This window comes from Christensenella sp. KGMB01412 (genome assembly GCF_055522415.1).
This window is the reverse complement of sequence record NZ_JBVFVW010000015.1, coordinates 1-24,366: the sequence shown is the minus strand read 5'-3', so window position 1 is coordinate 24,366 and position 24,366 is coordinate 1. Positions and strand designations below refer to the sequence as shown.

At 51.2% G+C, this 24,366-nt stretch carries 17 protein-coding genes; 6 read left to right on the top strand and 11 right to left on the bottom strand.

All coding sequences use genetic code 11. The annotated features are described in order from the left end of the window. Positions 1 to 147: 147 nt before the first annotated feature. From uvrA to ACS5WU_RS13540, 5 genes are all read right to left on the bottom strand, one after another. The gene (gene uvrA / locus ACS5WU_RS13560; protein ID WP_046441853.1) at positions 148 to 3,006 is read right to left on the bottom strand and encodes an excinuclease ABC subunit UvrA; all 2,859 of its coding nucleotides are present in this window, start codon (positions 3,004 to 3,006) and stop codon (positions 148 to 150) included. Positions 3,007 to 3,075: 69 nt separating this feature from the next. Then, positions 3,076 to 5,031: an excinuclease ABC subunit UvrB gene (gene uvrB, locus ACS5WU_RS13555; protein ID WP_059109123.1), complete on the bottom strand. Its 1,956-nt coding sequence runs from the start codon at positions 5,029 to 5,031 to the stop codon at positions 3,076 to 3,078. Between the two features lie 604 nt (positions 5,032 to 5,635). Continuing rightward, positions 5,636 to 6,922 (bottom strand): class II aldolase/adducin family protein, encoded by a 1,287-nt coding sequence (locus ACS5WU_RS13550; protein WP_046441849.1) that lies wholly within the window; start codon positions 6,920 to 6,922, stop codon positions 5,636 to 5,638. 25 nt (positions 6,923 to 6,947) lie between these two features. Further along, positions 6,948 to 8,105: a lactaldehyde reductase gene (fucO, locus tag ACS5WU_RS13545; protein ID WP_059109122.1), complete on the bottom strand. Its 1,158-nt coding sequence runs from the start codon at positions 8,103 to 8,105 to the stop codon at positions 6,948 to 6,950. 189 nt (positions 8,106 to 8,294) lie between these two features. After that, positions 8,295 to 9,581: a PHP domain-containing protein gene (locus tag ACS5WU_RS13540; RefSeq protein ID WP_465089198.1), complete on the bottom strand. Its 1,287-nt coding sequence runs from the start codon at positions 9,579 to 9,581 to the stop codon at positions 8,295 to 8,297. A gap of 238 nt (positions 9,582 to 9,819) precedes the next feature. On the opposite strand from ACS5WU_RS13540, the gene ACS5WU_RS13535 reads away from it, so the two are divergent. Beyond that, positions 9,820 to 10,929 carry a class II aldolase/adducin family protein gene (locus ACS5WU_RS13535; RefSeq protein ID WP_302760820.1) on the top strand — a complete coding sequence of 370 codons (1,110 nt, stop codon included), beginning with the start codon at positions 9,820 to 9,822 and terminating at the stop codon, positions 10,927 to 10,929. Between the two features lie 142 nt (positions 10,930 to 11,071). Here ACS5WU_RS13535 and ACS5WU_RS13530 read toward each other — a convergent pair whose 3' ends face one another. Then, on the bottom strand, positions 11,072 to 12,541 hold the full coding sequence (locus ACS5WU_RS13530; protein ID WP_059109119.1) for a rhamnulokinase: 1,470 nt from the start codon (positions 12,539 to 12,541) through the stop codon (positions 11,072 to 11,074). Positions 12,542 to 12,731: 190 nt separating this feature from the next. Here ACS5WU_RS13530 and ACS5WU_RS13525 point away from each other — a divergent pair, with 190 nt between their 5' ends. From ACS5WU_RS13525 to ACS5WU_RS13505, 5 genes are all read left to right on the top strand, one after another. Further along, on the top strand, positions 12,732 to 13,220 hold the full coding sequence (locus ACS5WU_RS13525; protein ID WP_302760817.1) for a GNAT family N-acetyltransferase: 489 nt from the start codon (positions 12,732 to 12,734) through the stop codon (positions 13,218 to 13,220). 33 nt (positions 13,221 to 13,253) lie between these two features. Further along, positions 13,254 to 14,363, top strand: coding sequence for a GntR family transcriptional regulator (locus ACS5WU_RS13520; RefSeq protein ID WP_082103313.1), 1,110 nt, complete (start codon positions 13,254 to 13,256; stop codon positions 14,361 to 14,363). Between the two features lie 151 nt (positions 14,364 to 14,514). Further along, positions 14,515 to 16,173, top strand: coding sequence for a ribulokinase (locus tag ACS5WU_RS13515; RefSeq protein ID WP_302760771.1), 1,659 nt, complete (start codon positions 14,515 to 14,517; stop codon positions 16,171 to 16,173). 56 nt (positions 16,174 to 16,229) lie between these two features. Next, positions 16,230 to 17,711, top strand: a complete 1,482-nt coding sequence (araA, locus tag ACS5WU_RS13510; RefSeq protein WP_059109117.1) for an L-arabinose isomerase — start codon at positions 16,230 to 16,232, stop codon at positions 17,709 to 17,711. A gap of 14 nt (positions 17,712 to 17,725) precedes the next feature. Further along, positions 17,726 to 18,433, top strand: a complete 708-nt coding sequence (locus ACS5WU_RS13505; RefSeq protein WP_046441838.1) for an L-ribulose-5-phosphate 4-epimerase — start codon at positions 17,726 to 17,728, stop codon at positions 18,431 to 18,433. A gap of 134 nt (positions 18,434 to 18,567) precedes the next feature. On the opposite strand, the gene ACS5WU_RS13500 is transcribed toward ACS5WU_RS13505, so the two are convergent. The 5 genes from ACS5WU_RS13500 to ACS5WU_RS13480 form a co-directional block, all read right to left on the bottom strand. Further along, a complete protein-coding gene (locus tag ACS5WU_RS13500) occupies positions 18,568 to 19,410 on the bottom strand; it encodes a sugar phosphate isomerase/epimerase family protein (RefSeq protein WP_302760767.1) in 843 nt (280 codons plus the stop codon). Positions 19,411 to 19,425: 15 nt separating this feature from the next. Then, positions 19,426 to 20,571 (bottom strand): sugar ABC transporter permease, encoded by a 1,146-nt coding sequence (locus tag ACS5WU_RS13495; protein WP_302760765.1) that lies wholly within the window; start codon positions 20,569 to 20,571, stop codon positions 19,426 to 19,428. A gap of 14 nt (positions 20,572 to 20,585) precedes the next feature. Then, positions 20,586 to 22,100, bottom strand: a complete 1,515-nt coding sequence (locus tag ACS5WU_RS13490; protein ID WP_302760763.1) for a xylose ABC transporter ATP-binding protein — start codon at positions 22,098 to 22,100, stop codon at positions 20,586 to 20,588. Positions 22,101 to 22,176: 76 nt separating this feature from the next. After that, positions 22,177 to 23,406 (bottom strand): sugar ABC transporter substrate-binding protein, encoded by a 1,230-nt coding sequence (locus tag ACS5WU_RS13485; protein ID WP_302760761.1) that lies wholly within the window; start codon positions 23,404 to 23,406, stop codon positions 22,177 to 22,179. A gap of 49 nt (positions 23,407 to 23,455) precedes the next feature. After that, entirely contained in the window at positions 23,456 to 24,226 is a 771-nt protein-coding gene (locus ACS5WU_RS13480; protein WP_302760759.1) for an SDR family NAD(P)-dependent oxidoreductase, read from the bottom strand. Between the last annotated feature and the right edge of the window lie 140 nt (positions 24,227 to 24,366).

The window sequence follows — 24,366 nt, the reverse complement described above, 5'->3', positions numbered from 1 at the left end:
GCAGAGTGCGTTTTTATTTCCATAGTTACAATGTACGCGCGTCCCTGAGTCGTAAACTGTCCTGCGCCTGCCCGGCGAAGATAATGACCTGACGTGAAATAATGCAATATCATATACGTTCCCGGACTTCTTGCGCCCGCTGCGAAATTATTTCTTTTTGGGCTGCAGGTAATGCTCCGGGGTGGCATTGTCAAAAATGCGTTTCAAATATTCTCCCGTGTAGCTTTTTTTATTTTCCGAAACCTCTTTCGGCGTTCCTTTGGCGATCACAGTGCCGCCCTTGTCGCCACCGTCCGGCCCCATATCCACAATATAATCCGCGCTCTTGATCACGTCGAGATTGTGCTCGATGACAATCACGGTGTTTCCCTTATCAGCCAGACGGTTTAATACCTTCACCAGTTTTTTGACGTCGTCCATGTGCAAGCCTGTGGTTGGCTCGTCCAGAATAAACAACGTATTTCCCGTCTGCTTTTTCGCAAGGTGGGTTGCCAGCTTCACGCGCTGCGCTTCCCCGCCTGAAAGCGTGGTGGACGGCTGCCCCAGTTTCACATAAGAAAGCCCAACATCCAGCAGTACCTTTAATTTACTCTCGATGCGCGGCACGTTTTCAAAAAACTTATATGCCTCCTCCACCGTCATATCGAGGACTTCAAAAATATTCTTTCCCTTGTAACGCACCTCAAGCGTTTCACGATTATACCGCTGGCCCTTGCATACCTCGCACGGAACGTATACGTCGGGCAGGAAGTGCATCTCTATTTTGATGATGCCGTCTCCCTTACATGCCTCGCAGCGTCCGCCCTTTACATTGAACGAAAAACGGCCTTTCTGGTAACCGCGCGCCTTTGCGTCCTGCGTCATCGCAAAAATATCGCGTATCAGGTCAAATATACCGGTATATGTCGCCGGATTGGAGCGCGGCGTCCTGCCGATGGGCGACTGGTCGATATCCACTACCTTATCCACATATTCGAGCCCTTCGATCACATCATGCTTGCCCGGGCGCTCCTTGGAATGGTAAAACCGCTGCATCGAGGCTTTTTTGAGGATATGGTTTACAACCGTGCTCTTTCCGCTTCCTGAAACGCCCGTAACCGCTGTGATCACGCCCGTTGGAAACGATATGTCGATATCCTTGAGATTGTTTTCCCTCGCACCCTTGATGGTGATCCAGTGCTTTGGCTTCCTCACCTTTGCCGGAATCCTGATCAGCTTTTTACCGGACAGGTACTGCCCCGTGATGCTCTTTTTGTTTGCCATGATCTGCTTTGGCGTTCCCTCGGCGACGACCTTTCCGCCATGCTCGCCCGCACCGGGGCCGATATCCACCACGTAATCCGCATTCAGCATGGTTTCTTCGTCATGTTCTACGACAATCAGCGTATTTCCAAGGTCGCGCAGGTTTTTAAGCGTTTTCAAAAGCTTGTCGTTGTCCTTCTGGTGCAGGCCAATGCTCGGCTCATCCAAAATATACAGCACACCCACAAGGCCGCTGCCGATTTGCGTTGCAAGGCGAATGCGCTGCGCCTCCCCTCCGGAAAGCGTTCCCGCCGCGCGCGACAGGGTGAGGTAATCGAGTCCTACGTTGATCAGGAAATCAAACCTTGCATTCAGCTCCTTTAATATCTGTTCCGCAATCATTTTCTGTTTATAATCAAGCTCTACCGTATTGAGGAACTCCCGTGCCGCTCGCACCGAAAGGTCAGAAAGCTCCGCAATATTTTTCCCGCCGATTTTTACCGCAAGCGTCTCCGGTTTATAGCGTTTTCCCCCGCACACCGGGCATGGGGTTTCCACCATATACCCTTCTATCTCGCTTTTCATGTATTCGGACGTGGTCTCCTGATAGCGCCGCTCCAAATTGGGTATGATTCCCTCAAACGCCGCGCTGTAATAGCCTGATCCGCCCATCCCGTCGTATTCTACACGAAGCTTTTCCCCGTTCGTGCCGTAAAGCAGCGCGTGCTTCACCTCATCAGGCAAGTCCTCGTAGGGCGTATCCATATCGAAATGATAACGTTTCATCATTGCGTCAAGGTAATTTTTCGCGATCGTGCCCACCGTTCCAAAATTCCAGCCGGACGCTTTGACGGCTCCCTCGCGCAGCGTCTTTGTTTTATCCGGTACGATCAGATCCGGATCGATCTTCATCAGCATCCCGAGCCCCGTACATTCCGGGCACGCGCCAAATGGACTGTTAAAAGAAAACATTCTTGGGGAAAGCTCCTCGATGCTCACGCCACAGTCCGCACACGCAAAATTCTCATTCATCAGGGTTTCTTCGCCCGTATCCATATTTTTGATGATCACAAGCCCGCCAGCCATCCGCAGCGCCGTCTCGATAGAATCGGTTGCGCGCTGCGTACTTTCCGGCTTTACGATAATCCTGTCGATCACCGCTGAAATCGAGTGTTTCTTTTGTTTTTCAAGATTAAACTCTTCGTCCAGTTCATGGGTTTCCCCGTCCACCACTGCGCGCACATAGCCGTCCTTCGCAAGGTTCTCGAGCACCTTTTTATGCTCGCCCTTCTTGGCGCGGATCACCGGCGCAAGAATCATCAGCTTCGTGCCCTCCGGGCTTTTCATCACGCGGTCTACCATCTGGTCCACCGTCTGCCGCGAAATCTTTTTGCCGCACTTCGTGCAGTATACCTCGCCCGCGCGGGCATACAAAAGCCTCAGGTAATCGTGTATCTCCGTCACTGTGCCAACCGTGGAACGCGGGTTCCTCGCCGTTGTTTTCTGGTCGATCGAAATTGCAGGCGAGAGTCCTTCGATGAGGTCTACGTCCGGTTTTTCCATCTGTCCCAAAAATTGCCGCGCATATGCGGAAAGCGATTCCACATAGCGCCGCTGGCCTTCCGCATAAATCGTATCGAACGCAAGCGACGACTTTCCACTTCCGGAAAGCCCCGTCACCACAATAAACTTATCGCGCGGAAGCTTGATGTCAATATTTTTCAGGTTATGCTCCCTCGCGCCCTTGATGTGTAAATAATCCATTTTTCCTCCGTGTTTTCTATCAATTCAATCTTGCTATAGCCTGCCCTTACGGCGGCTCACGCAAAATTTTTACTTCTGCTTTTTCAATTCCTCTATCATATCGCGCAGTTTGGCCGCAACCTCGAATTCCAGTTCCGCGGCTGCCTGCTTCATTTGCTGCGTCAGCAGGTCGATACGCATATTAAGCTCGCCCTTGGGCAGGTTCACAATTTCTTCCTCCGCCTTCTGCGAGATCGCAAGCGCTTCGCTCACATCTTTTGAAATCGACGTCGGCGTGATGCCGTGCTCCTCGTTGTATTTCTGCTGCAACGCGCGGCGGCGTTCTGTCTCTGAAACAGCGGCATTGATCGATTTCGTCATCTTGTCGGCATACAAAATCACGCGCCCTTCCGCATTACGCGCGGCGCGCCCGATCGTCTGGATGAGCGACGTTTCGTTCCGCAGGAACCCTTCCTTATCCGCATCGAGTATCGCCACAAGCTCTACCTCCGGGATGTCAAGCCCCTCGCGCAGAAGGTTAATCCCTACCAAAACGTCGAACTCCCCGAGCCGTAACCCGCGAATGATCTCGATGCGCTCCAGCGTTTCGATATCCGAGTGCATATACTTCACGCGAATACCCATTTCCGTATAATATTCAGTCAGGCGTTCCGCAAGGCGCTTGGTGAGCGTGGTAACGAGCACGCGCTTCTTCCTCGCAGCGATATCGCCAATCTCTCCCAGCAGGTCGTCAAGCTGCCCTTCTGTTTTCCTGATTTCGATTGCCGGATCCAAAAGTCCTGTCGGCCGGACGATCTGTTCTACCACCTCTCCGTCTGCAAGGCCGCGTTCATATTCCGCAGGCGTTGCGGAAACGTACACTGCCTGATTCACGCGGGCGTTGAATTCCGCAAACTGCAATGGACGGTTATCAAAAGCCGAAGGCAGGCGAAAGCCATAATCCACCAGCATCTGCTTGCGCGCACGGTCTCCGTTATACATTGCCCGCACCTGTGGGAGAGTCACATGGGATTCATCCACAAAAAGCAGGTAATCGTCCGGGAAATAATCCATCAGCGTATACGGCGGATCGCCCGGCGACCTTCCGTCAAAATACCGCGAATAGTTTTCAATGCCGGAGCAGTATCCCAGTTCCTTGAGCATCTCAATATCATACATCGTACGCTGCTGGATACGCTCTGCTTCGAGCAGCTTCCCTTCGTTTTTAAACATCTCTATCTGCGTAAGCAGGTCTTTTTTGATGTTTGGGATATGCGCGAGTACTTTGTCGTGATCCATCGCATAGTGCGAGGCGGGGAAGATAATCACATATTTTTCCCTGCTCAGCTTTCTGCCCGTAAGCGCCTCAACCTCGGAAATCTGCTCGATCGTATCTCCAAAAAACTCGACGCGGATAGCTTTTTCGCTTTGCGCCGCCGGGAAAATTTCCACAATCTCGCCGCGCACGCGGAAGGTTCCGCGGGACATATCCGTATCGTTCCTGTTAAAGTTGATGGACACAAGCTTATCAAGAAGCGCTTCTCGCGAAAACTCCATGCCTTCGCGCAGCGCCACCGCCAGCTTACCGTAATCTTCCGGCGCGCCAATGGAATAGATACACGAAACGCTCGCCACCACAATGACGTCCTTTCGCTCCAAAAGCGACGACGTCGCCGAGTGGCGCATCTTATCGATTTCGTCGTTGACGCTCGAATCTTTCTCGATGTATAAATCCCGTCCCGGAATATACGCCTCCGGCTGGTAATAGTCATAATAACTGACGAAAAACTCAACCGCATTATTGGGGAAAAACTCCTTGAACTCGCTGCACAGCTGCGCCGCAAGCGTTTTGTTGTGCGCCAGTATCAGCGCCGGGCGCTGCGTGCGTGCGATGACGTTTGCCATGGTAAACGTCTTTCCGCTTCCCGTAACACCGAGCAATACCTGCGCGCGCTTGTTTTCCTCTACGCCGCGCACCAGCTCGTCGATTGCTTTTGGCTGATCGCCCGCGGGTGCATATTTGGAATGTAATTCAAATCGATTCATAATACCTCACTTATTCTACAGCTATTTAACTGAATGCAGGTTATCAAAACGTTTGATAAAACGCTTGCATATGCAATTTATACCAAAAGCCCGTAACCAACCTTTTGACAAATTGCCATAAAAGCCGGGTATCCGTTCAGGCAGGCACAAACCCTTCGTCGTTCCGGCCACGCCTGACAAAAAACCAGTAACTTATATTATACCATATATCAACACAAATTTGGTTAAATTATCCTGATTTCCATACAGAAAAAAAGCGCGCATAACGCGCGCGTCCGGACGCCTTATATAAAGTGGTTTTTTGGGGATAATGCACCGCGTTGCAGATGAAAAAAACCGTACGCTCAGGCCGCGTTTTCGGATGTTTTCGATTGGACGGATGACTTATATACGGGTGCTTTTTTGATCATACTCCCTGTCCCTTACTTTCTGAGCCTCCATGCGCCCGTCTCTCGTTTTCCCCATATTTACAATAATACCGGCGGCAGGCATATACAGATTCCAACCGTTTTGCCCTAAGCAGGCGTATCCTTTCAACATCAAAAAATTCCGGAATAAATCCCGGAATTTTTCAGCCTGTTATTCTTTCCTGCTTGTTTGAACATTACAGCTTAAACGCCACTTCAATCTCCTTTACCTCGTCTGCGCTGATGGTATGCGGCTCGCCAAGCTGCTTTGCGGCAAGCACCGATTTTGCGGAATATTCCAGTACCTCCAGCCTGTCAAACACGTTGAGCAGGCCGGATCCGGCAATCACCACGCAATCATTCTCGATGACCGCCACCGGATTTTTCATCGAAATCGTACTTACGACCTGCCCGTGGTCGTTGAGGTTCGCCCCATACGGCAATCTCTGTACCTGTTTGAGCATGATATAGCTCTCAGGGATAAGGCGCGCGTCAAATTCCGTACCTGTAACGGCAAAGGCCATGATGTTCGGCGGATGCGCAATCGCAATGGCATTGATATCAGGATGCTGTTCGTAAATCGCCTGGTGCATCTTCACTGCGCGCGAAGGATTTTTCCCCTGTTCTTTGCGTCCGTTCCTGATATTGACCATGTCCTCAGGTTCCAGGTACATCCTGTCCTTATTATATGGCGTAATGATAAACGAGCCGTCCGACAGCCTGCGCGAAAACGTCCCCTGTGTGGAGGTAAAAAGCTGCTGGTTATAGGCGCGTTTGATATACGTGCACATCGCACTGCGGTAATACCGTTCCTCCGAGCTGTATTCGCCCGGATGATATTCCTCGAGCTGAGGGAAGGAACGCCTGTAATACATATCGAGCTCTTCCGCAGTCAGCACGCGCGGCCTGCCGAGCGGGGCTGCATTGATCTCGATGCGCGCACAGTAGTCGAGCGTCTCGAATTTCATGAACGCGTCGAACATATTCCCCGCACCCAAAACAACGCCGTGGCTTTCCATGATAACGATATCCGTACCCGCCTCAAATTCCCTTGTGATCTTTTCACTGAGCGCCTTTGAGCCCGGCAGCGCATAATCTGCCGTCTTTACGTTGTTGCATACATAATTTACGCTCGCAATCATTTCTGTGAGCGGCTTCCTGTTCAGTGACGAATAGGCGACCAGTGCCGGCGGGTGCGCGTGCAGCACCGCCTTGATATCCGGCCTTTTTTCATAAATCTGCTTATGGAACGGAAGCTCTACGGAAGGCGTATGGATGCCGATTACCGTTCCGTCCGGTTTTACCTGCATAATATCGTCGGGCGTAAGCGTTCCCTTGTCAATCGACGCGGGCGTAATCCAGATATCGCCGTCCGAATCCATGATCGAAAGGTTCCCGCCTGACGTCGTCGTCATTCCAAAGGCATAGATGCGCTCCATCATCATACAGAGCTGGTCTGCCGGGTGCAATACATGAAAATTCATATGTCCTTTCTCCTTTCAAAGGCGTTTATCCATTGAGCGCCCATCGATAAACGCCCAAAATACTCTCCTGCGTCATTTCCTTCGGATTGCCGCCTGTGCACACGTCGCAAAATGCAGACTGCGAAAGGCTTTCGAGGTCTTCCTCTTTTACGCCGATTTCAGCCAGCGTCTGCGGAATCTCCACAGACCGCGACAGTGCCCGCACCGCTTCCACGGCCGCTTTGCGGTATTCATCCGTACTCATGGCGTCCACATTCTGCACGCCCATTGCGCGCGCAATTTCCCGGTAGCGCTCGCCTGTCGCATCCTGGTTGTGCTCCATTACATAAGGCAGCAGCACCGCGTTCGCCACGCCATGCGGCGTATTGTAAAAAGCGCCGAGGGGATGCGCCATGCCGTGCACCACTCCAAGGCCGACGTTGGAAAAGCCCATGCCCGCGATGTATTGCGCGGTCGCCATGTTTTCTTTTGCCTTCATATCCCCGTTTACCGCGTCCTTCAAATTTTGCGCGATCATTTTGATCGCCTGCAAATGGAACATATCCGACATTTCCCACGCGCCCTTTGTCGTATAGCCTTCAATCGCGTGCGTAAGCGCGTCCATTCCCGTTGCCGCGGCAAGCGAGCGCGGCATGGAGGCCATCATCTCCGGATCGACGATTGCCACCACCGGGATATCGTGTACATCCACGCACACAAATTTTCTCTTTTTCTCTTCGTCCGTAATCACGTAATTAATCGTAACCTCAGCCGCGGTGCCCGCGGTAGTGGGAATCGCGATCATCGGCACCGCCTTGTTTTTTGTCGCGGCATTCCCCTCCAAGCTCACTACGTCGGCAAATTCAGGATTATTCGCAATTACGCCGATTGCTTTTGCCGTATCGATCGGCGAGCCTCCCCCGATTGCAATCAGGTAATCCGCGCCGCTGTAACGGAATGCGCCAATCCCCTTTTTGACGATATCCACCGTGGGATTTGCTTTCACCTGGGAAAACACATTATACGCAAGTCCATTCTGGTCCATAAGGTTTGTTACCTTTTCCACCACGCCGTATTGGATCAAATCTGCATCTGTCACGATGAGCGCTTTGCGAAAACCGCGCATACGCACTTCGTCCGCCAGATTGACCAGCGCTCCCTGTCCAAAATACGACGTTTCATTCAAAATCATTCTTTGTGCCATTTTTTCGGCCCTCCTTATTGTGAGAAAATTCAGCCTGATATTTACCTTTTCCAATATCTTTATTCTATTCGCTTTTACCCCATGAAACAAGCTCGCCTGACTTTTTTCTTTTCAATCTGGCGGGCCTGAACAATGCTTTTGCCGGCAATCAAAAATACCGCTATGATGATCCACAGCGGTATTTTATCCTTATTTCCTGTACCGGAGCCCAATCTCCTTGAAATAGTCCACCCGTTCATCCATTTGGGGGAATTCCTGTTTGATCGATTCCGAATAAATACATTCCTGCGGATCGAGCGTGGCGGCGTTTTCATGCCCTACGAGCGCCCACGTATTATCTGTCAGATGCCGGAACGCCTCGTCGCGCTGCTTTATGCAGATGAAACTTTGCCGCGGCTGGTTGATGTCTTCGCCGGATATTTCAAAAAATCCGAATTCCCTGCATTTTTGCATCACCCGTTCAAGCTGCTGTATCGTATTGCGCGAGGGCATGTAAGCAAAGCCTTCAAAGCCAAGCTTCTTGACAACCGGCATCAGCTCGTCCAAAATACCGTCTTCAAACTTCTGCGCCTTTTTATCTCCCGTGGGCGATTCCGCCACGTCCCCAAGATAACAATACGTTGGGATCACGCCCAGTCCGCGCGCATAATCCACAACCTTTTTTACAGACAGGCTGTCGTCCCCTCCCGCTATGAAAAACCGCGGAACGAGGTTTGACTTTAATATATTGAGCACATCGTAATCATATGCTTCAAATTCCGTATCAAGCAGCATCCCCCGCGCGGCGCCCTTTACCTCGATGCCCATATCGTTCCCGATAAAATCGAGCAGCGGCTGTCCTTTGCCGTATTTGTCGATCAGCTTTTTGACCAATGCGTATAAAATATGCCGCTCTGTGATGCTGCCCCCGTCATGCTCCATGGACAGCGGCCTGACATCCCTGTCAAAATCGAGCGACAGCCCATAAGGCTCCAGTATTTCATTTAGCCGTGCAACCTCAAGGGCATTGCGCTCGTTTCTTTTTTCCCTGATCCCGGAAAGCAGCACGTCAAGCTCGTCGATCTTATTGTGCGGCAGGCCATGCAGCGCGATATACGCCACCGTCGGCTCGTCCGGGTTATTCAGCGTCATTCCGTTAAACGGCGTATCCGCAAAGCTTACGCGCACCTCGCAGCCAATCGTTGTCGTGATTCCCATAATTTCGCCCGCCTCGATAAATTCCCGCGCGCCGCCAATCGAATCGTGGTCAATGATGCCTACGGTGCTCAGCCCACTCATGTAAGCATGATAAACCGCCGACGCAGGGGAATATGGGGAAAACGAATACGTCGTATGCACATGGTTGTTTGTATCCTCCGTGCGCACAGGCTCTTTGATTTCTCCTGAATCGAGCATAGCACGCAAGCCGCGCAAAGCCTCAAGCCGCACTTCCCGCTCCGGCGCGTTCAGATCCTTTAATAACGTTTTTTTGTCCATTTTTGTCCTCCGTCTTTCCTGCGTCCGCCACGCATGATACCCACTGCAGGCGCAAAATAAATTCTTTCCAAAGTTTTTGTATGTGGTACACTGTTTCATGTTGAAATAACAGGCTGAATTGATTACAATAACAGTAGAATAATTGTTAACAGTTTTCGTTTTCATCATAACATGTTTTCCATTGTTTTCAAAGAACAAGCATTCATCCGAAAAATTCTATGAAACGAGGTTATGCAAAGTGAATCTTTCCGAATTAGTAGCTCTTTCCAACGATTATGGAAAAAACCCTGATTATGTTCTCGCCGGCGGCGGCAATACCTCCCTGAAAGATGAAAAAGAGATGTATGTCAAAGGCTCCGGCACAACGCTCGCCACAATCACAGCGGACGGTTTTGTGGGTATGGATCGCGCAAAGCTTGACCGCATGATGGCCGCAGATTATCCACAGGGCGATAAGGAGCGCGAGGCCGCATCCCTCAAAGACCTTATGGCCGCCCGCCTTCCCGGCTTTGAAAACCAACGCCCCAGCGTGGAAACAACACTGCACAACCTGTTTCCATTCCGGCTCATACTGCACGTGCATCCGGCTCTTGTAAACGGCCTTACCTGCGGTGCTGGCGGTGAAGAAATTGCCAGGGAGCTGTTTCCCGGCGAATGCGTCTGGATCCCGCTTTCGCGTCCGGGCTATGTGCTTTCCGTGCTGTGCATGGAAAAGCTCCGCGAATACCGCGAACAAAACGGCAGGGATGCTCAGCTTCTTCTGCTGCAAAACCACGGTATTTTTATCGCCGCAGATACGCGCGGCGAAATCGATCAGCTGATGGAACGTGTGATGACACGCCTGAAGGGCAGGCTCAAACGCAAGCCCGATTTTTCCGCTGTTCCTTATGACGCGGAAAAGACCGATGCCTTAAAGCGGGAACTGGCGGCGCTCTACTCCCAAAACGCCAAAGCCGGCTTCATCGCCAACAGGGAGGTTATGTCCCTTCTTTCCTCCAAACATGCGTTTGCGCCCATTTCTGCTGCATTCACGCCAGACCATATCGTATACTGCAAAGCCGAATTCCTGTATACCGAATCGCCCGACCTTATGAACGTAAAATTCCAGGATTTCGAATTAAGGTACGGCTACTTGCCCAAAATTGTTTGCATCAAAGATATCGGCGCGTTTGTTCTGTCCGACACCCAAAAGGAAATCGACACCGCATCCTTGCTTTTCCTCGACGCAGTCAAGGTCGCCGTCTACTCCGAAAGCTTTGGCGGGCCGCTCCACATGACGCCTGAACTCATCCATTTCATCACCAACTGGGAAATGGAGGCTTACCGCCAGAAGGTAAACAAGGAATAGCGAAAAAGCTTATAGCAAAGGTGCTTTCACGGCTGTATTATATTTTGTAATACAGCCGTTTTTCATCCCTTTTTACGCCCCATTATGCCGGTCGGAGGACGGCTTGTGTTTCTGCACCGTTCCAGTGCATTCATACCCATGCTTACCGGCCTTCCATAATATTTTGATAGGTTTCAAAGTGCGTTTGCCACAGCTGCGTATCCTGCGGCTCGTACCTCTTCAGGCCGGTTGACTGCTCCACAACCCTGCGCGCCTCCGCCACATCCGCGATCTCTCCCGCGGCAATCAGCTGCACGGCTACATTTCCGAGCACCGTCGCTTCATCCGGCCCGGCCACAACCGTTTTTCCGGTTGCGTTTGCAGTCATCTGGCACAGGAGCGCACTTTTGGTTCCCCCGCCAAGGATATGGACCGTACCATAGGTTTTCCCCGTGCACTCCTCCAGGCGCGCAATGCTGTAGGCAAACTTCATTGCAAGACTTTCGTCAATACACCGGATAATCTCGCCTTTTGCCTGCGGCTCAAATTGTCCGGTCTGCCTGCAGTACGCGCGTATTCTGCGCGGCAGGTTTCCGGGCTCGACAAACGCTTCGTCGTCCACGTCCACAAAGCAACGGAATCCCTCAGCCTTCGTAGCCTCGCTTTCCAGCTCGCCAAAGCCGTATTCCTCCCCTTCGCGTATCCACTGGCGGCGCGATTCCTGAATCAGCCATGTGCCCATAATGTTTTGCATAAAGCAGTATTTATCATTTACACCGCCCTCGTTGGTAAAATTATATTCCCGCGCCTTTGCGTTCAGGCACGGTTCGCCAAGCTCTGTGCCGAGCAGGCTCCACGTACCGCAGCTGATGAAAATAAAATCCTTTTCCTGCGTGGGAATCGCCGCGACGGCAGATGCGGTATCGTGCGACGCAGTACACATCACCGTGGCTTTTGGCGCGCCAAGCTCATGGCAAATCTCATCCGACAGCAGGCCGCATTTCGAACCGGGCATCGTAATATCGCACAGCTTCTCGCGCGGTATGCCCACAAGTCCCAGTAGTTTATCGCTCCAGTCCCGCTTTTTTGCGTCAAGCATCTCAGAGGTTGAGGCAATCGTGTATTCCGCTTTCATTTCACCGGTCAAAAAATAATTATATAAATCCGGCGTAAAAAGTATCTTTTGTGTCTGGTCGAGGAGATCGGGGCTTTGCTCCCTCAGCGCGTAAAGCTGGTAGAGCGTATTGATCGCCATATGCTGGATACCCGCTGTTTCGTAAAGCTCATCCGGCGTTATTTTTTTGAAAAAATCGCGGTATGGCTGTTTCGTCCTCCCGTCGCGGTAGTGCACAGGATTCTGCACCAGCTGGCCGTCATAGCCGATCAATCCAAAATCGACGCCCCACGTATCAATGCCGATCATGTCAAAGCCGCCCGCGTTCACTGCCCTGGTAATACCCTGCTTGATATTGAAAAACAACCTGAGCGCGTCCCAATAAAGCGTCTCCCGCACCGATACGGGATCATTTGTAAAACGGTGGATCTCCTCCATCGTAATCCTGCCGTCCACAAACTGCGCGATCATGGCACGCCCGCTGGATGCACCGAAATCAAAAGCCAGAATCCTGCTCATATTCCCTGTTTCCCCCTATTATTTTTACTAATTACACTATACTGAATTTTTGATGCGGAATCAATTAAGAAAACCCAACTTTTTTATCACAAATCGTATCAAATTCACGGTTTCAAAACACAGTCCGGCGATTATTAATATAAAATAACCTTTTTATACCGCCAAACCAGTGAAAACCGGAGGATTTTATATGGAACCAGTCATACTGAGGCCCTTTACTGTCAATGATCTGCCGATTTTAAAAAAATGGCTTTATCAGGATTACATCCTGAAATGGTTCGAGCATCCGGAAAGCTGGCTCGGCGAGGCGGAAAACAAAAACGGGGAATTTGATTTTATCCATCACTTTATCGTGATAGATGGCGGTATACCCATCGGTTTCTGCCAGTATTACGACTGTTATTTTGCGCAGGAGGAATGGTACGAAATCACTTCGCCCGGCGTTACATTCAGTATCGATTACCTGATTGGCGAACCGGGCTGCCTTCGGATGGGCCTTGGCAAAGCGATCATCGGGGAGCTTGGCAGGATGGTTCTCGAGGATGCGCATGGAGGCGAAATCATCGTACAACCGGATACCAAAAACAAAGCTTCCTGCGGCGTGCTTGAAGCTGCAGGGTACCGTTTTTGTGAAAAACAGGGATATTATTACAAAGAACTTGCCGCGCCGTCTGCCTGACCGGCCCTCTTGTAATTTGCAGAAGCGCGGGGTATGATACAGAGTAACAAAATCGAATCCATGATTGGAAGGTATGATATGACAGCAATCCCCAAATACAAAATACTCGCCGAAACGCTCAGGAGCGATATCGTTTGCGGCGTTTACCAAAACGGCGATACCCTGCCAAGCGAAAATGAGCTTGCGGAAAAATACAGGTTGAGCCGGCACACCGTGCGACAGGCAATCAGCCAGCTCGAAGCAGAATCCCTCATCGTTCGCGTACGCGGCAGCGGGACTTATGTAAGCTACCGTAAAAACCGCGCCCCGCGCACCATGACAGTTGGCGTTATCACGACTTATATATCGGATTATATTTTTCCCACAATTTTGAGCGGAATCGAAAAAACGCTATCGGAAAAAGGATATTCCATGAACCTTTCCGCCACAAGAAACCGTACTGAAAATGAGAAGCGGATTTTGCATGAGTATCTGGAAAAACCGATCGACGGCCTTATTGTAGAAGGAACCAAATCGGCCCTGCCAAACCCGAATATCGCTTTGTATGAAAAGCTTGGTGCTTCCGGCGTTCCAATCGTCTTTATCAACAGCTATTACCGTGAGCTTGACGCGCCGATATCTGTCCTGATGGAAGACCGCGAAGGCGGCAGGCAGGCGGTTCGATACCTGATTGATCGGGGGTACCGTAATATCGGCGGTATCTTCAAAAGCGATGATATGCAGGGGGCGGAACGATATGCAGGATACAGCCGCGCACTTACAGACGCCGACCTGCCGATTCACGACGAAGCGGTCGTCTGGTATACGACGGAATCGAGACAGATGATTCTGGAGCAAACCGAGGAGATTATCATGGAACGTCTTTGCGGCTGCGACGCGGTGCTTTGCTACAATGACGAGGTTGCGGCAAAGCTGATCGATATCCTTGCGCGCCGCAAAATATCAGTACCGGACGGCATGGCTGTCATGAGCTTTGACGACAGCGGCATTGCAAAATTTGTCGTACCGCCGCTCACTTCCCTGCTTCACGCCAAAAAGGAGATGGGCGCTATTGCCGCAAAAAAGCTGTTGCAGATGATGGCTGGAAAAAAAGAATCGCCTGTTTTGCTGCCATGGAAAATCAGCATCCGAAAAAGCACCTGAACCTTGAAAAAAAGATCGCAAAAAGCATTTAAATTCCTTGCAGAACCGATTGCAATCCTTTTTTGATTGTGATAAAATAAATTAACAAAGATGTACGTACAACTTTTGCGCTGCAAAGGTTATCCCAAATACACTATTATGAGGTGAAATTATGAGTAAATATTCGATTGGTATTGATTACGGCTCTCTGTCCGGACGCGCTGTGCTCGTGAATGTGGAAACCGGCGAAGAACTCGCTTCCGCAATTTACGAATATCCGCATGCCGTGATGGACGAAACCCTTCCCGACGGAACGCCGCTTGGCCACGACTGGGCGCTCCAGCATCCGCAGGATTATCTTGACGTGCTCACGCATACGATTCCCGAGGTTATCCGCGGCATCGATCCAGGCGACATCATCGGTATTGGCACAGATTTTACCGCGTGTACCGTCCTGCCTGTATACAAAGACGGCACCCCGCTTTGCTTTAAGAACGAATACAAAAGCACGCCCCATGCGTATGTTAAGCTGTGGAAGCATCATGCAGCGCAGGATAAAGCGAATAAGCTCAACGAGATCGCCGAGCAGCGCGGTGAAAACTGGCTTGCAAACTACGGCGGAAAAATTTCCTCCGAGTGGGCGATCCCGAAGCTGTGGCAGATACTTGACGAAGCCCCTGAAATTTACGCAGAGATGGACCGCTGGATTGAAGCGGCAGACTGGATCATCTGGCAGCTGACAGGAAAAGAAACGCGCAATTCCTGCACGGCAGGTTACAAGGAAATTTATAACAAGCGCACCGGCTATCCGTCCAAAGAATTTTTCAAAGCGCTCGATCCGCGCCTTGAGAACGTTGTGGAGGAAAAACTGGGTACGCAGATCATCCCGCTTGGCGAGAAAGCGGGCGAGCTTACGGAAGAAATGGCAAAAAAACTTGGCCTTAAGCCGGGCATCGCCGTTGCTGTGGGTAACGTTGACGCGCACGTGTGCGTACCGGCAGTCGGCATCGACGGCCCTGGCAAGATGCTTGCGATCATGGGCACATCCACCTGCCACATCATGATGGGCTCTGTGGAAAAACAGGTGCCCGGCATGTGCGGCGTTGTGGAGGACGGCGTTATGCCCGGCTTCTTTGGATATGAAGCGGGGCAATCCTGCGTCGGTGACCACTTTGCGTGGTTTGTGGAAAATTGCTGCCCCGCATCTTATGTGGAAGAAGCGAAAAAAGAAGGAAAAAACATCCATGTTTACCTTACGGAAAAGGCACAGCAGTTAAAGCCCGGTGAAAGCGGGCTTCTGGCGCTTGACTGGTGGAACGGAAACCGCAGCGTGCTGGTGGACGTCGACCTTACGGGCATGATTATGGGCATGACGCTGCAAACAAAGGCGGAGGAAATATACCGTGCTCTTATCGAAGCGACTGCTTACGGCACCAAAATGATCGTGGAAAACTACCGCGAAAATGGCGTGGACGTTGAAGAGTTCTTTGCATCCGGCGGCATCAGCCAGAAAAACCAGATGATGATGCAGATTTATTCCGATGTGCTCAATATGCCGATCAAGCTTGCAGGCTCCGAGCAGGGCCCGGCGCTTGGCAGCGCGATCTTTGCCGCGGTTGCGGCGGGCAAGGCAGCCGGCGGATATGACGACGTATTTGAGGCCGCGCGGAAAATGGGCAAGGTCAAAGACCTCGTTTATCAGCCTATTCCCGAAAACGTTGCCGTTTACGAGAAACTGTTCGCAGAATACCGCCGCCTGCACGATTACTTCGGCAGGGGCGAAAACGACGTGATGAAGCGCCTCAAAGAAATTAAAATCAATACGAAATAGTTGTTTAAAAGAAACGCATTTGTGCCATCGCAAATTTAAAAACAGGAGTATACGATATGAATCACGATACGAAACAATATGAATTCTGGTTTATTGCCGGGACGCAGCCGCTTTACGGCCCGGAGGTAATCGACGCGGTAAACGACCACGCAAAAATAATGGCAAAAGGGATTAATGACAGCAAGGAAATACCCTGCACAGTCGTCTACAAGCCGGCAGTGCACGATTCCCAGTCCATTGAGCAGACAATCATGGCTGCAAACGCGGATGAGAAATGTGTGGGTATTATTACGTGGATGCACACCTTTTCTCCCAGCAGGAGATGGATCAACGGCCTGAACAAGCTCGAAAAGCCAATGCTTCACCTGAACACGCAGTTTAACCGCGATATTCCGTGGAATGAGATCGATATGGACTTTATGAACCTGAACCAATCCGCCCATGGCGACCGTGAGTTCGGCTTTATCGGCGCGCGCCTGCGCCTGCCGCGCAAGGTGATCTCCGGTTACTGGCAGGATCCGAAAACACTGGGACGCATCGGCCACTGGATGCGCAGCGCAATCGGCGTATTTGAATCGAAAAGGCTCAAGGTTTGCTGCTTTGGCAGCAATATGCGCGAGGTTGCGGTTACCTGTGGCGACCGCGTGGAAGCAGAAATCAAGCTTGGCTGGTCGATCAACACATATGGCGTGGGCGACCTTATTGCGAAGGCAAACAAGGTCACCGAGGAACAGATCGACAAAAAGATGGAAGAATATAAGGAACGTTACACCATCGCAACAGACAATATAGACGCAATCCGTTACCAGGCGCGGGAAGAAATCGCGATCCGTGAGTTTTTGGCTGAAATCGGCTGCGACGTGTATACGGATACCTTTGAGGACCTGCAGGAATTGCGCCAGCTACCCGGCCTTTCCACCCAGAACCTGATGCGCGACGGTTATGGCTTTGCGGGCGAAGGAGACTGGAAAACAGCCGCCCTTGCACGGATTATGAAGCTGATGGCTGCGGGCGTACCCGGAGGCACGGCCTTCATGGAGGATTATACCTATCATATGGAACCGGGCAACGAAGCGATCCTTGGCGCGCATATGCTTGAGGTGGATCCGGATATCGCTTGCGACAAGCCGAAAATTGAGGTTCATCCTCTTGGAATCGGTGACCGCGAGGATCCTGCAAGGCTGTCCTTCAGCGCAAGCTCGGGCCCCGTCATCCTCGTAACGCTCATCGACATGGGCGACCGTTTCCGCATGATCATCAACGATGCGGATGCCTGCCAGCCTTACCACGATATGCCAAACCTCCCCGTCGCGCAGGTGATGTGGCGTCCCCTTCCTGACCTTTCCACCTCTGCGGAGGCATGGATACTCGCGGGCGGCGCGCACCATACGGTTCTATCCTACCAGCTCGATGCGGAGCATATGAAGGATTTCTGTAATATGCTGGGTATTGAATGTATCCACATCGGCAAGGACACAACCATCGACGCGCTTGAAAAAGAACTCACATGGAATGATATCGTCTGGAAGCTCAAATAAGCGGGGATAAAATCATGTTGAAAAAATTAAAGCAAAATGTGTATGAAGCAAACCTTCTTCTTCCCGAAAGGAACCTTGTCATCTATACCTGGGGCAATGTCTCCGGTATAGACAGAAAGAAAGGGCTTGTGGTGATCAAACCCTCCGGCGTAGATTATGAGGAGCTTTCCCCTGACGATATGGTCGTCGTGGATATGGAGGGAAACGTGGTGGAGGGCGATTACAACCCTTCCTCCGACCTGCTCACGCATCTTGAAATCTACAAACATTTTCCAAATGTGGGCGGCGTTGTACATACGCACTCGCGCTGGGCCACCATCTGGGCGCAGGCGCGGCGGGCGATTCCGCCGTACGGCACGACTCACGCGGATTATATGTACGGCAGCATTCCCTGCACGCGCCCTTTGACGCAGGAAGAAACAGAAAGCGCATATGAGCTCAATACGGGTAAAGTAATCGTGGAAACGTTCGAGCAGGGGGAAATTAACCCTGATTATGTTCCCGCGGTGCTCGTAAGCTGCCATGGCCCCTTCACCTGGGGCAAGGACGCGTTTGACGCGGTCCATAACGCAGTCGTTCTGGAAGAGGTCGCCATGATGGCATGGCACGCTGAGGTTATCCACAACTCGCAGAAAATGGACGACATCCCCTCTTACATCAGCGACAAGCATTTTATGCGCAAGCACGGCCCAAATGCTTATTATGGGCAGAAAAAGAAATAAGCTTACTTCTTAACCTCTTATCGTTATAGTGTATAGCAAAAGCCCGGAGCATGACTGCACCGGGCTTTTGCTATGCCTGATCGGGTATTAAGCCCGAATGGTAGGTGTAATTTACGCCAAAATGTTCCGAATCGCTACCGGGTAAAGTCTATGGCGTCCTTTACCCTCGTAAAGCAATGGTTGATCGCATCCTGTGCATCCATGGCATAAAGCGCCGGATTGAAAAGCTCCACCGAGGCGGCTTCGTCATATCCTGTTTTCCAGAGGTTCTCCACAAATTTCCTGTATGGAAGTCCCCCCTCTCCCGGTGGTACCCGGTCGCTGTGGTCAAGTTTATATTCCTTAAGCGGCAGCACCGGCGCATCGTCGATATGGAAAATAAATACTTTTTTCGGATCGAGCATTTTAATATCGTCGATATCGTTAAGTCCGCAGTACAGGTATTCGTTAAATACATCCAATGTGAGCCCCACATGGTCAAGATTTACTTTTTGTACGATCTCCCATGCTTCCTTCAGGCTGCGCACCGCGCAGTCCTCAAAGCCGATCGGTTCAAACGCCAGCCGCATTTTATAAGGTCGTGCGATTTCGGCAAGCTCCGTAAGGACGCTGACCGCCTCCTCCGTGATTTCTTCCTTCGAATACTGGTCGTTGATGCCCTCCCACACCGAAGGAACCATTACGGTATTGTGCACATCGAGCTCCGTTCCGTATTGGCACGCCCTTGTGAAATCCTCCTTCAGCTTTTTATAATCCCTGCTGAAAAGAATGTCCTCAAACGAATCAAACGCAAACGGCCTGATCGTTCTTCCATCAAAAAGCCCTTGTAGCTCTTTGATCGAATGCGTTTCCAGATACTGCTCTATCTGGCACAGCCAAAGTTCGATATACTCGAATCCGGCTTTTTCCGCCAGCTCAATATCCCGCTCGAGCGTGGAATTTTTGAGCGTCGTCGCCTCGTTATAGCAATACTTCATGTCCGCTCTCCTTTCCTATTTCGCCTTTTGCGAAGTCGCGTCCAGCGCAACCGCAATGATAAGGATCGCGCCTTTCACCATATATTGCCAGAATGCTTCGATGCCCAGCATACTCATTCCATTATCAAGGCTGGCCATGATGATTGCACCGAGGATCGCCCCCACGACGCGCCCTTTGCCGCCCGAAAGGCTACATCCGCCGATTACCGCAGCTGCGATTGCATCGAGCTCCTTCATATCGCCGGAGGTCGCGCTTCCGCAGTTGAGCCTGGACGTAATCACAATCCCCGCGACGACAGCCATCATAGAACAAATGACAAAAGTGATCATGTTGGTCTTGTTAACATTGATGCCCGCGCAGTAGGCAGCCTGCTCGTTGCCACCGACCGCATAGATATGCCGTCCCGTTTTTGTCTTTTCGGCAAAAAATTGTAACACGACCACAAGCACGATCATCAATAATACGGCGATCGGCAGGCCTTTGTACAGTGACAGCACCCATACGAACACCGCTATTCCAACTGCAACCAGTACCATTTTGCCAAGCATGGAGCCCTGTTTTTCCATTTCGAGTCCCGCCGCTCTTCTCCGGGACCGTTTGGACATAGTCAGCGTCAGGTAGGCAAGGAAGCATACCGCTCCCAGTACAATCACAATCGGCGTATCGATATAGCCATTTCCGATCTGCTTGTAGATGTCCGCCATGGGCGCGATCGATACGCCTTTTCCAATACCGATTACCACGCCCTGGAACACCATTTGCATCCCCAGCGTCGTAATGAATGCCGGAACCTTTAAATAAACCGTAATAAAACCATTGAGCAGGCCAACCCCAAGGCCCATGGCGAGAACGACAAGGATCGTAGGAATCGTCGCCCATCCGTTCCATGCCATAAGGACTGCCGCCACAACGCCTGTCAGTGTTACAAGAGCGCCCACCGAAAGGTCGATCTTGCCGGTCAGCAGTACGAATACCATTCCCGCTCCCAGAATCGTTACGCCCGCCATTTGTGTCAGCAGGTTTGAGATATTTCTTCCCGTAATGAACACGCCCTCTGTTGTGATCGCAAAGATGATCCAGATTGCAATCAGCGCAATGATCATCATATAGGAGCGCATATCTACTTTCTTTTTCCTGTCCGCCGCCTTTGTATCATTCATGTTTGTCTCCCCCCTTAATCCATTGCCAAAGCACAATTCATGATGGTTTCCTGTGAAGCATCCTGAATATCCAGCTCGCCCTTGATCTTCCCAAGGTTTACAACCAGTATCCGGTCGCTCATCCCTAAAATTTCTTCCAGTTCGGATGAAATCATGACCACTGCAATCCCTTGGTCTACGAGTGCGTTGAGTATCTTGTATATTTCATATTTCGCCCCCACGTCAACGCCCCTCGTCGGTTCGTCTACCACAAGAATATCCGGCTTCGCGAGCAGCCATTTGGCGATAACCACCTTCTGCTGGTTACCGCCCGAAAGATTGCTGACCTGCATTTCCATGGTCGGCGTCTTAATCCTGAGCTGGTCGATCTGCTCCTGCACATATTTGATCTCTGCGCTTTCGTTCACCACGACTCTGGAAAATTTTTCCAGGCTTGCCATCGTTGCGTTTTCCCGTACGTTCATCATCAGGTTAAGCCCATTCAGCTTCCGGTCCTCTGACAGCATACAATATCCGTTTTTTATGGATTCAAGGGGCGTTGCGTTATTCACCTTTTTGCCGCGTATAAGAATTTCGCCCTCACGTTTTCCGGCATACGCCCCGAAAATGCTCGCAAACATCTCGCTCCTGCCGGAGCCCATCAGGCCCGCGATTCCCAGTATCTCTCCCTTGCGAATTTGCAGGGATACATCGTCCGCCCTCTTGATTGTCGGCTCTGTTTCGTCGTAAACCGTGAGGTTCTTCACTTCCATAACGATCTCGCCCGCCGTGTGCCTTTCCCGTGGGAACTGCTGTTCCAGCGGCCGCCCCACCATATGCGTGATCAGCGTTTCCTTTGTCAGCTCCTTTGCGGGAGCCGTATGGATTTTCTTTCCGTCGCGGATTACTGTGATTGTATCTGAAATTGCAAATACTTCATCCAGTTTATGAGAAATATAGATACAGGTAACGCCCTCGCCCCGTAGATTTTCAACTATTTTCAGCAGGATTTCCACCTCGCTGTCCGTGAGGGCAGCGGTCGGCTCATCCAGAATCAATATTTTAGGGTTGCTCGTAAGCGCCCTCGCTATCTCTACCAGTTGTTTTTGCCCTACGCCTAAATGCTTTACCTTGATACGCGGATCAACATTGAGCGAAACCCGTTCCAGAATATTTTTTGCCTTACAGTAGAGCTCCTCCCACTGTACGATCCCATGCCTGTTTGGCGGTTCCTTCATATAGATATTTTCCTGTATGGAAAGTTCTTCCACCAGCGCCAGCTCCTGCTGGATACATACGACGCCCTTATTTTCCGCCTCCTCGATCGTCGTGTTTTTTTGCAGTTCCCCGTCGATCATCAATTCCCCTTCATAGCTTCCATAGGGGTACATACCGCAGATTATTTTAATCAGCGTGGATTTCCCCGCACCGTTTTCCCCGCACAACGCATGGACCTCTCCCCGCTTTACCCCAACGTTCATTTGATCAAGGGCCAGTACGCCGGGAAACCTTTTTGTAATGTCTTTCATTTCCAATATATATTCCGACATGACCTTTTCCTCCCCCTGCTATGGCAGGCGGCGGCCGGTAAAACCGGCTGCCGCTCCATGCCTTCCTGTCAACTGATTATTTTGCGTATTTGTAAATGTCCAGTTCTCCCGTCACTTCTACGTCAGGCCACTGGTCCTTCGGAATATTTGCATATACTTCTTCTAGTGAATGGAACCCGCTTGCAATAATCGTATCATTGATATTTTCCTTGTTTACTTCGATGACCGGAATATAGATCGTAGGGATGTCTGCAAAGCCATTGTTTACCTTGTCCGTAACCCTTGCGTCCACCTGATCCGTTTCCCCGCGTGCGAGTTCTACCGCAACTTCCATTGCCGTCGTATTGAGGGTGGGCAGGTATTTAAACGCTGTTCCGATCTGCGTACCTTCCACGATCCTCTGGCAGGCTGCGATATCGCCGTCCTGTCCGCAAACGCCAACCGTTCCATCAAGCCCTTGCGCCGCCAATGCCTGCACAACGCCGCCCGCGGTGGAATCGTTGGGCGCAACCACCGCCACAACATCGTTATTTACCTTGGAAAGCGCGTTCTCCGTATGTTTCATTGCTTCGTCGGCGCTCCAGTTTTTACAGTATTGGTCAGCCACGATTGTGATATCCCCGCTGTCAATAAGCGGTTGCAGCACGGTTGTATTCCCCTGGATATAGGACTGCACAAGGCCGTCCTCCGGGCCGCCGTGCAGCCAGATGTAATTTCCCCTGGGATAGCGGTCTACCAGCATCTGCGCCTGGATTTCACCGACCTGCACCGGATTGAAAGCAATGTAATAATCCACATCGCCGTTGTTCACACCGCGTTCATAACCGACTACTTTAGTCCCTGATTCGTGCGCCATATCGCATACCACGCCCGCCGATTCGGAATCCTTTGCCGCCACGATCAGCACGTCAACCCCCTGGCTGATCATGCTTTGACACTGAGTAATCTGCTTGTTGGCATCGTCGTCCGCAGACTGTACGATCAGCTCGATACCGTTTGCATCACAGTATTGCTGCGCCATTTCCATTTCCTTTACCCAACGTTCCTCTGTCGTGGAGCCGACCGAAAAGCCGATCTTGATCTTACTGCCATCCGCCTTTGTCGCGGCCTCCCCGCCCGTGGAGCTTTCACTGCCAGCCGCCATGGACGTTTCTGTGTCTGCTCCGGACATTTCCTCAGGCGCGCTCGTTTCCTGTTGTGATTGGGACGCCTGCCCCGCAGAGCCGCTTCCGTCGCAGGCAGCGAACAGCACCGTGCACATCACCAGAGAAAGTACAAGAGCAACTAACCGAATTGTTTTTTTCATTGTTTTCCTCCCATTTTTAAATTTGGCCTCAGGCCAAACCTGTTTTTTACTATTCCATCATCTTGCCGCCGTTGATCAGGATCGACTCGCCCGTGATGTAGGCCGCGCTGTCGCTTGCCAGAAACGCCACAAGCTCTCCTATTTCCGAGGGCTGCGCCGGCCTTTTTAAAGGTACCTCTTCAAACATTTCGCGGATTACCACATCCACCGGCTTTCCATACGCTTCGCTTTTTTCCCGGTAGGAATTTTTCAGCAGCGCTGTCTCCGTATATCCCGGACATACCGCGTTCACATTGATCCCATAGTCCGCAAGCTCCATAGCCATTACCTGTGTCATCGCTACGATCCCACGTTTTGCAATACAATATCCGACGTTGGAATACTCTGGTGATTTTCCGGCCTGCGAGGATGTGTTGACGATCCTTCCCCCACCGTTTTCCGCCATATGATTAGCCACCGCCTGTGCTACGAAAAATGCTCCTTTCAGGTCGATATTCATCAGCAGGTCCCATTGCTTTTCCGTATACTTCAGGCAGTGCCCGTTATTATAAATTCCCGCGTTGTTCGCAAGGATGTCGATCTTTTGGCATTTTGCCGCCACTTCCTCTACGCACGCATTGATACTTTGTGTGTCCATCACGTCGAGGTGCACGCTGAACGCTTTTCCGCCCATCTCTTCGATCAGGCGTTCGCTTTCTTCCGCTTTTACCACATCGGCAAGCGCGACCTGCGCGCCATAGGAAGCCAACGATAAGGCTATCGCCCGGCCAATTCCATTCGCCGCACCGGTTACCAAGGCTACTCTTCCGTGTAAATTCATTTGCAACCTCCCGGGGCCATGCCCCTTCTATATTCAATTTTTTATTTCAGTAATCAATAATGATGCAGAATATGGGCGTACAGCCACCTCCGCCTCACGTGGCTGCACGCCTCCTATTGTTTGAATGAATGTAATGTCTG

What these genes read in the sequence shown, in the direction of transcription:
- araA (WP_059109117.1), top strand. Translation starts at nt 16,230, where the DNA reads ATGAATCACGATACGAAACAATATGAATTCTGGTTTATTGCCGGGACG.
- ACS5WU_RS13540 (WP_465089198.1), bottom strand. Translation starts at nt 9,581, where the DNA reads ATGGACAAAAAAACGTTATTAAAGGATCTGAACGCGCCGGAGCGGGAA.
- ACS5WU_RS13480 (WP_302760759.1), bottom strand. Translation starts at nt 24,226, where the DNA reads ATGAATTTACACGGAAGAGTAGCCTTGGTAACCGGTGCGGCGAATGGA.
- ACS5WU_RS13515 (WP_302760771.1), top strand. Translation starts at nt 14,515, where the DNA reads ATGAGTAAATATTCGATTGGTATTGATTACGGCTCTCTGTCCGGACGC.
- fucO (WP_059109122.1), bottom strand. Translation starts at nt 8,105, where the DNA reads ATGGCACAAAGAATGATTTTGAATGAAACGTCGTATTTTGGACAGGGA.
- ACS5WU_RS13525 (WP_302760817.1), top strand. Translation starts at nt 12,732, where the DNA reads ATGGAACCAGTCATACTGAGGCCCTTTACTGTCAATGATCTGCCGATT.
- ACS5WU_RS13550 (WP_046441849.1), bottom strand. Translation starts at nt 6,922, where the DNA reads ATGAATTTTCATGTATTGCACCCGGCAGACCAGCTCTGTATGATGATG.
- ACS5WU_RS13495 (WP_302760765.1), bottom strand. Translation starts at nt 20,571, where the DNA reads ATGAATGATACAAAGGCGGCGGACAGGAAAAAGAAAGTAGATATGCGC.
- ACS5WU_RS13520 (WP_082103313.1), top strand. Translation starts at nt 13,254, where the DNA reads ATGATACAGAGTAACAAAATCGAATCCATGATTGGAAGGTATGATATG.
- uvrA (WP_046441853.1), bottom strand. Translation starts at nt 3,006, where the DNA reads ATGGATTATTTACACATCAAGGGCGCGAGGGAGCATAACCTGAAAAAT.
- ACS5WU_RS13505 (WP_046441838.1), top strand. Translation starts at nt 17,726, where the DNA reads ATGTTGAAAAAATTAAAGCAAAATGTGTATGAAGCAAACCTTCTTCTT.
- ACS5WU_RS13530 (WP_059109119.1), bottom strand. Translation starts at nt 12,541, where the DNA reads ATGAGCAGGATTCTGGCTTTTGATTTCGGTGCATCCAGCGGGCGTGCC.
- uvrB (WP_059109123.1), bottom strand. Translation starts at nt 5,031, where the DNA reads ATGAATCGATTTGAATTACATTCCAAATATGCACCCGCGGGCGATCAG.
- ACS5WU_RS13500 (WP_302760767.1), bottom strand. Translation starts at nt 19,410, where the DNA reads ATGAAGTATTGCTATAACGAGGCGACGACGCTCAAAAATTCCACGCTC.
- ACS5WU_RS13485 (WP_302760761.1), bottom strand. Translation starts at nt 23,406, where the DNA reads ATGAAAAAAACAATTCGGTTAGTTGCTCTTGTACTTTCTCTGGTGATG.
- ACS5WU_RS13490 (WP_302760763.1), bottom strand. Translation starts at nt 22,100, where the DNA reads ATGTCGGAATATATATTGGAAATGAAAGACATTACAAAAAGGTTTCCC.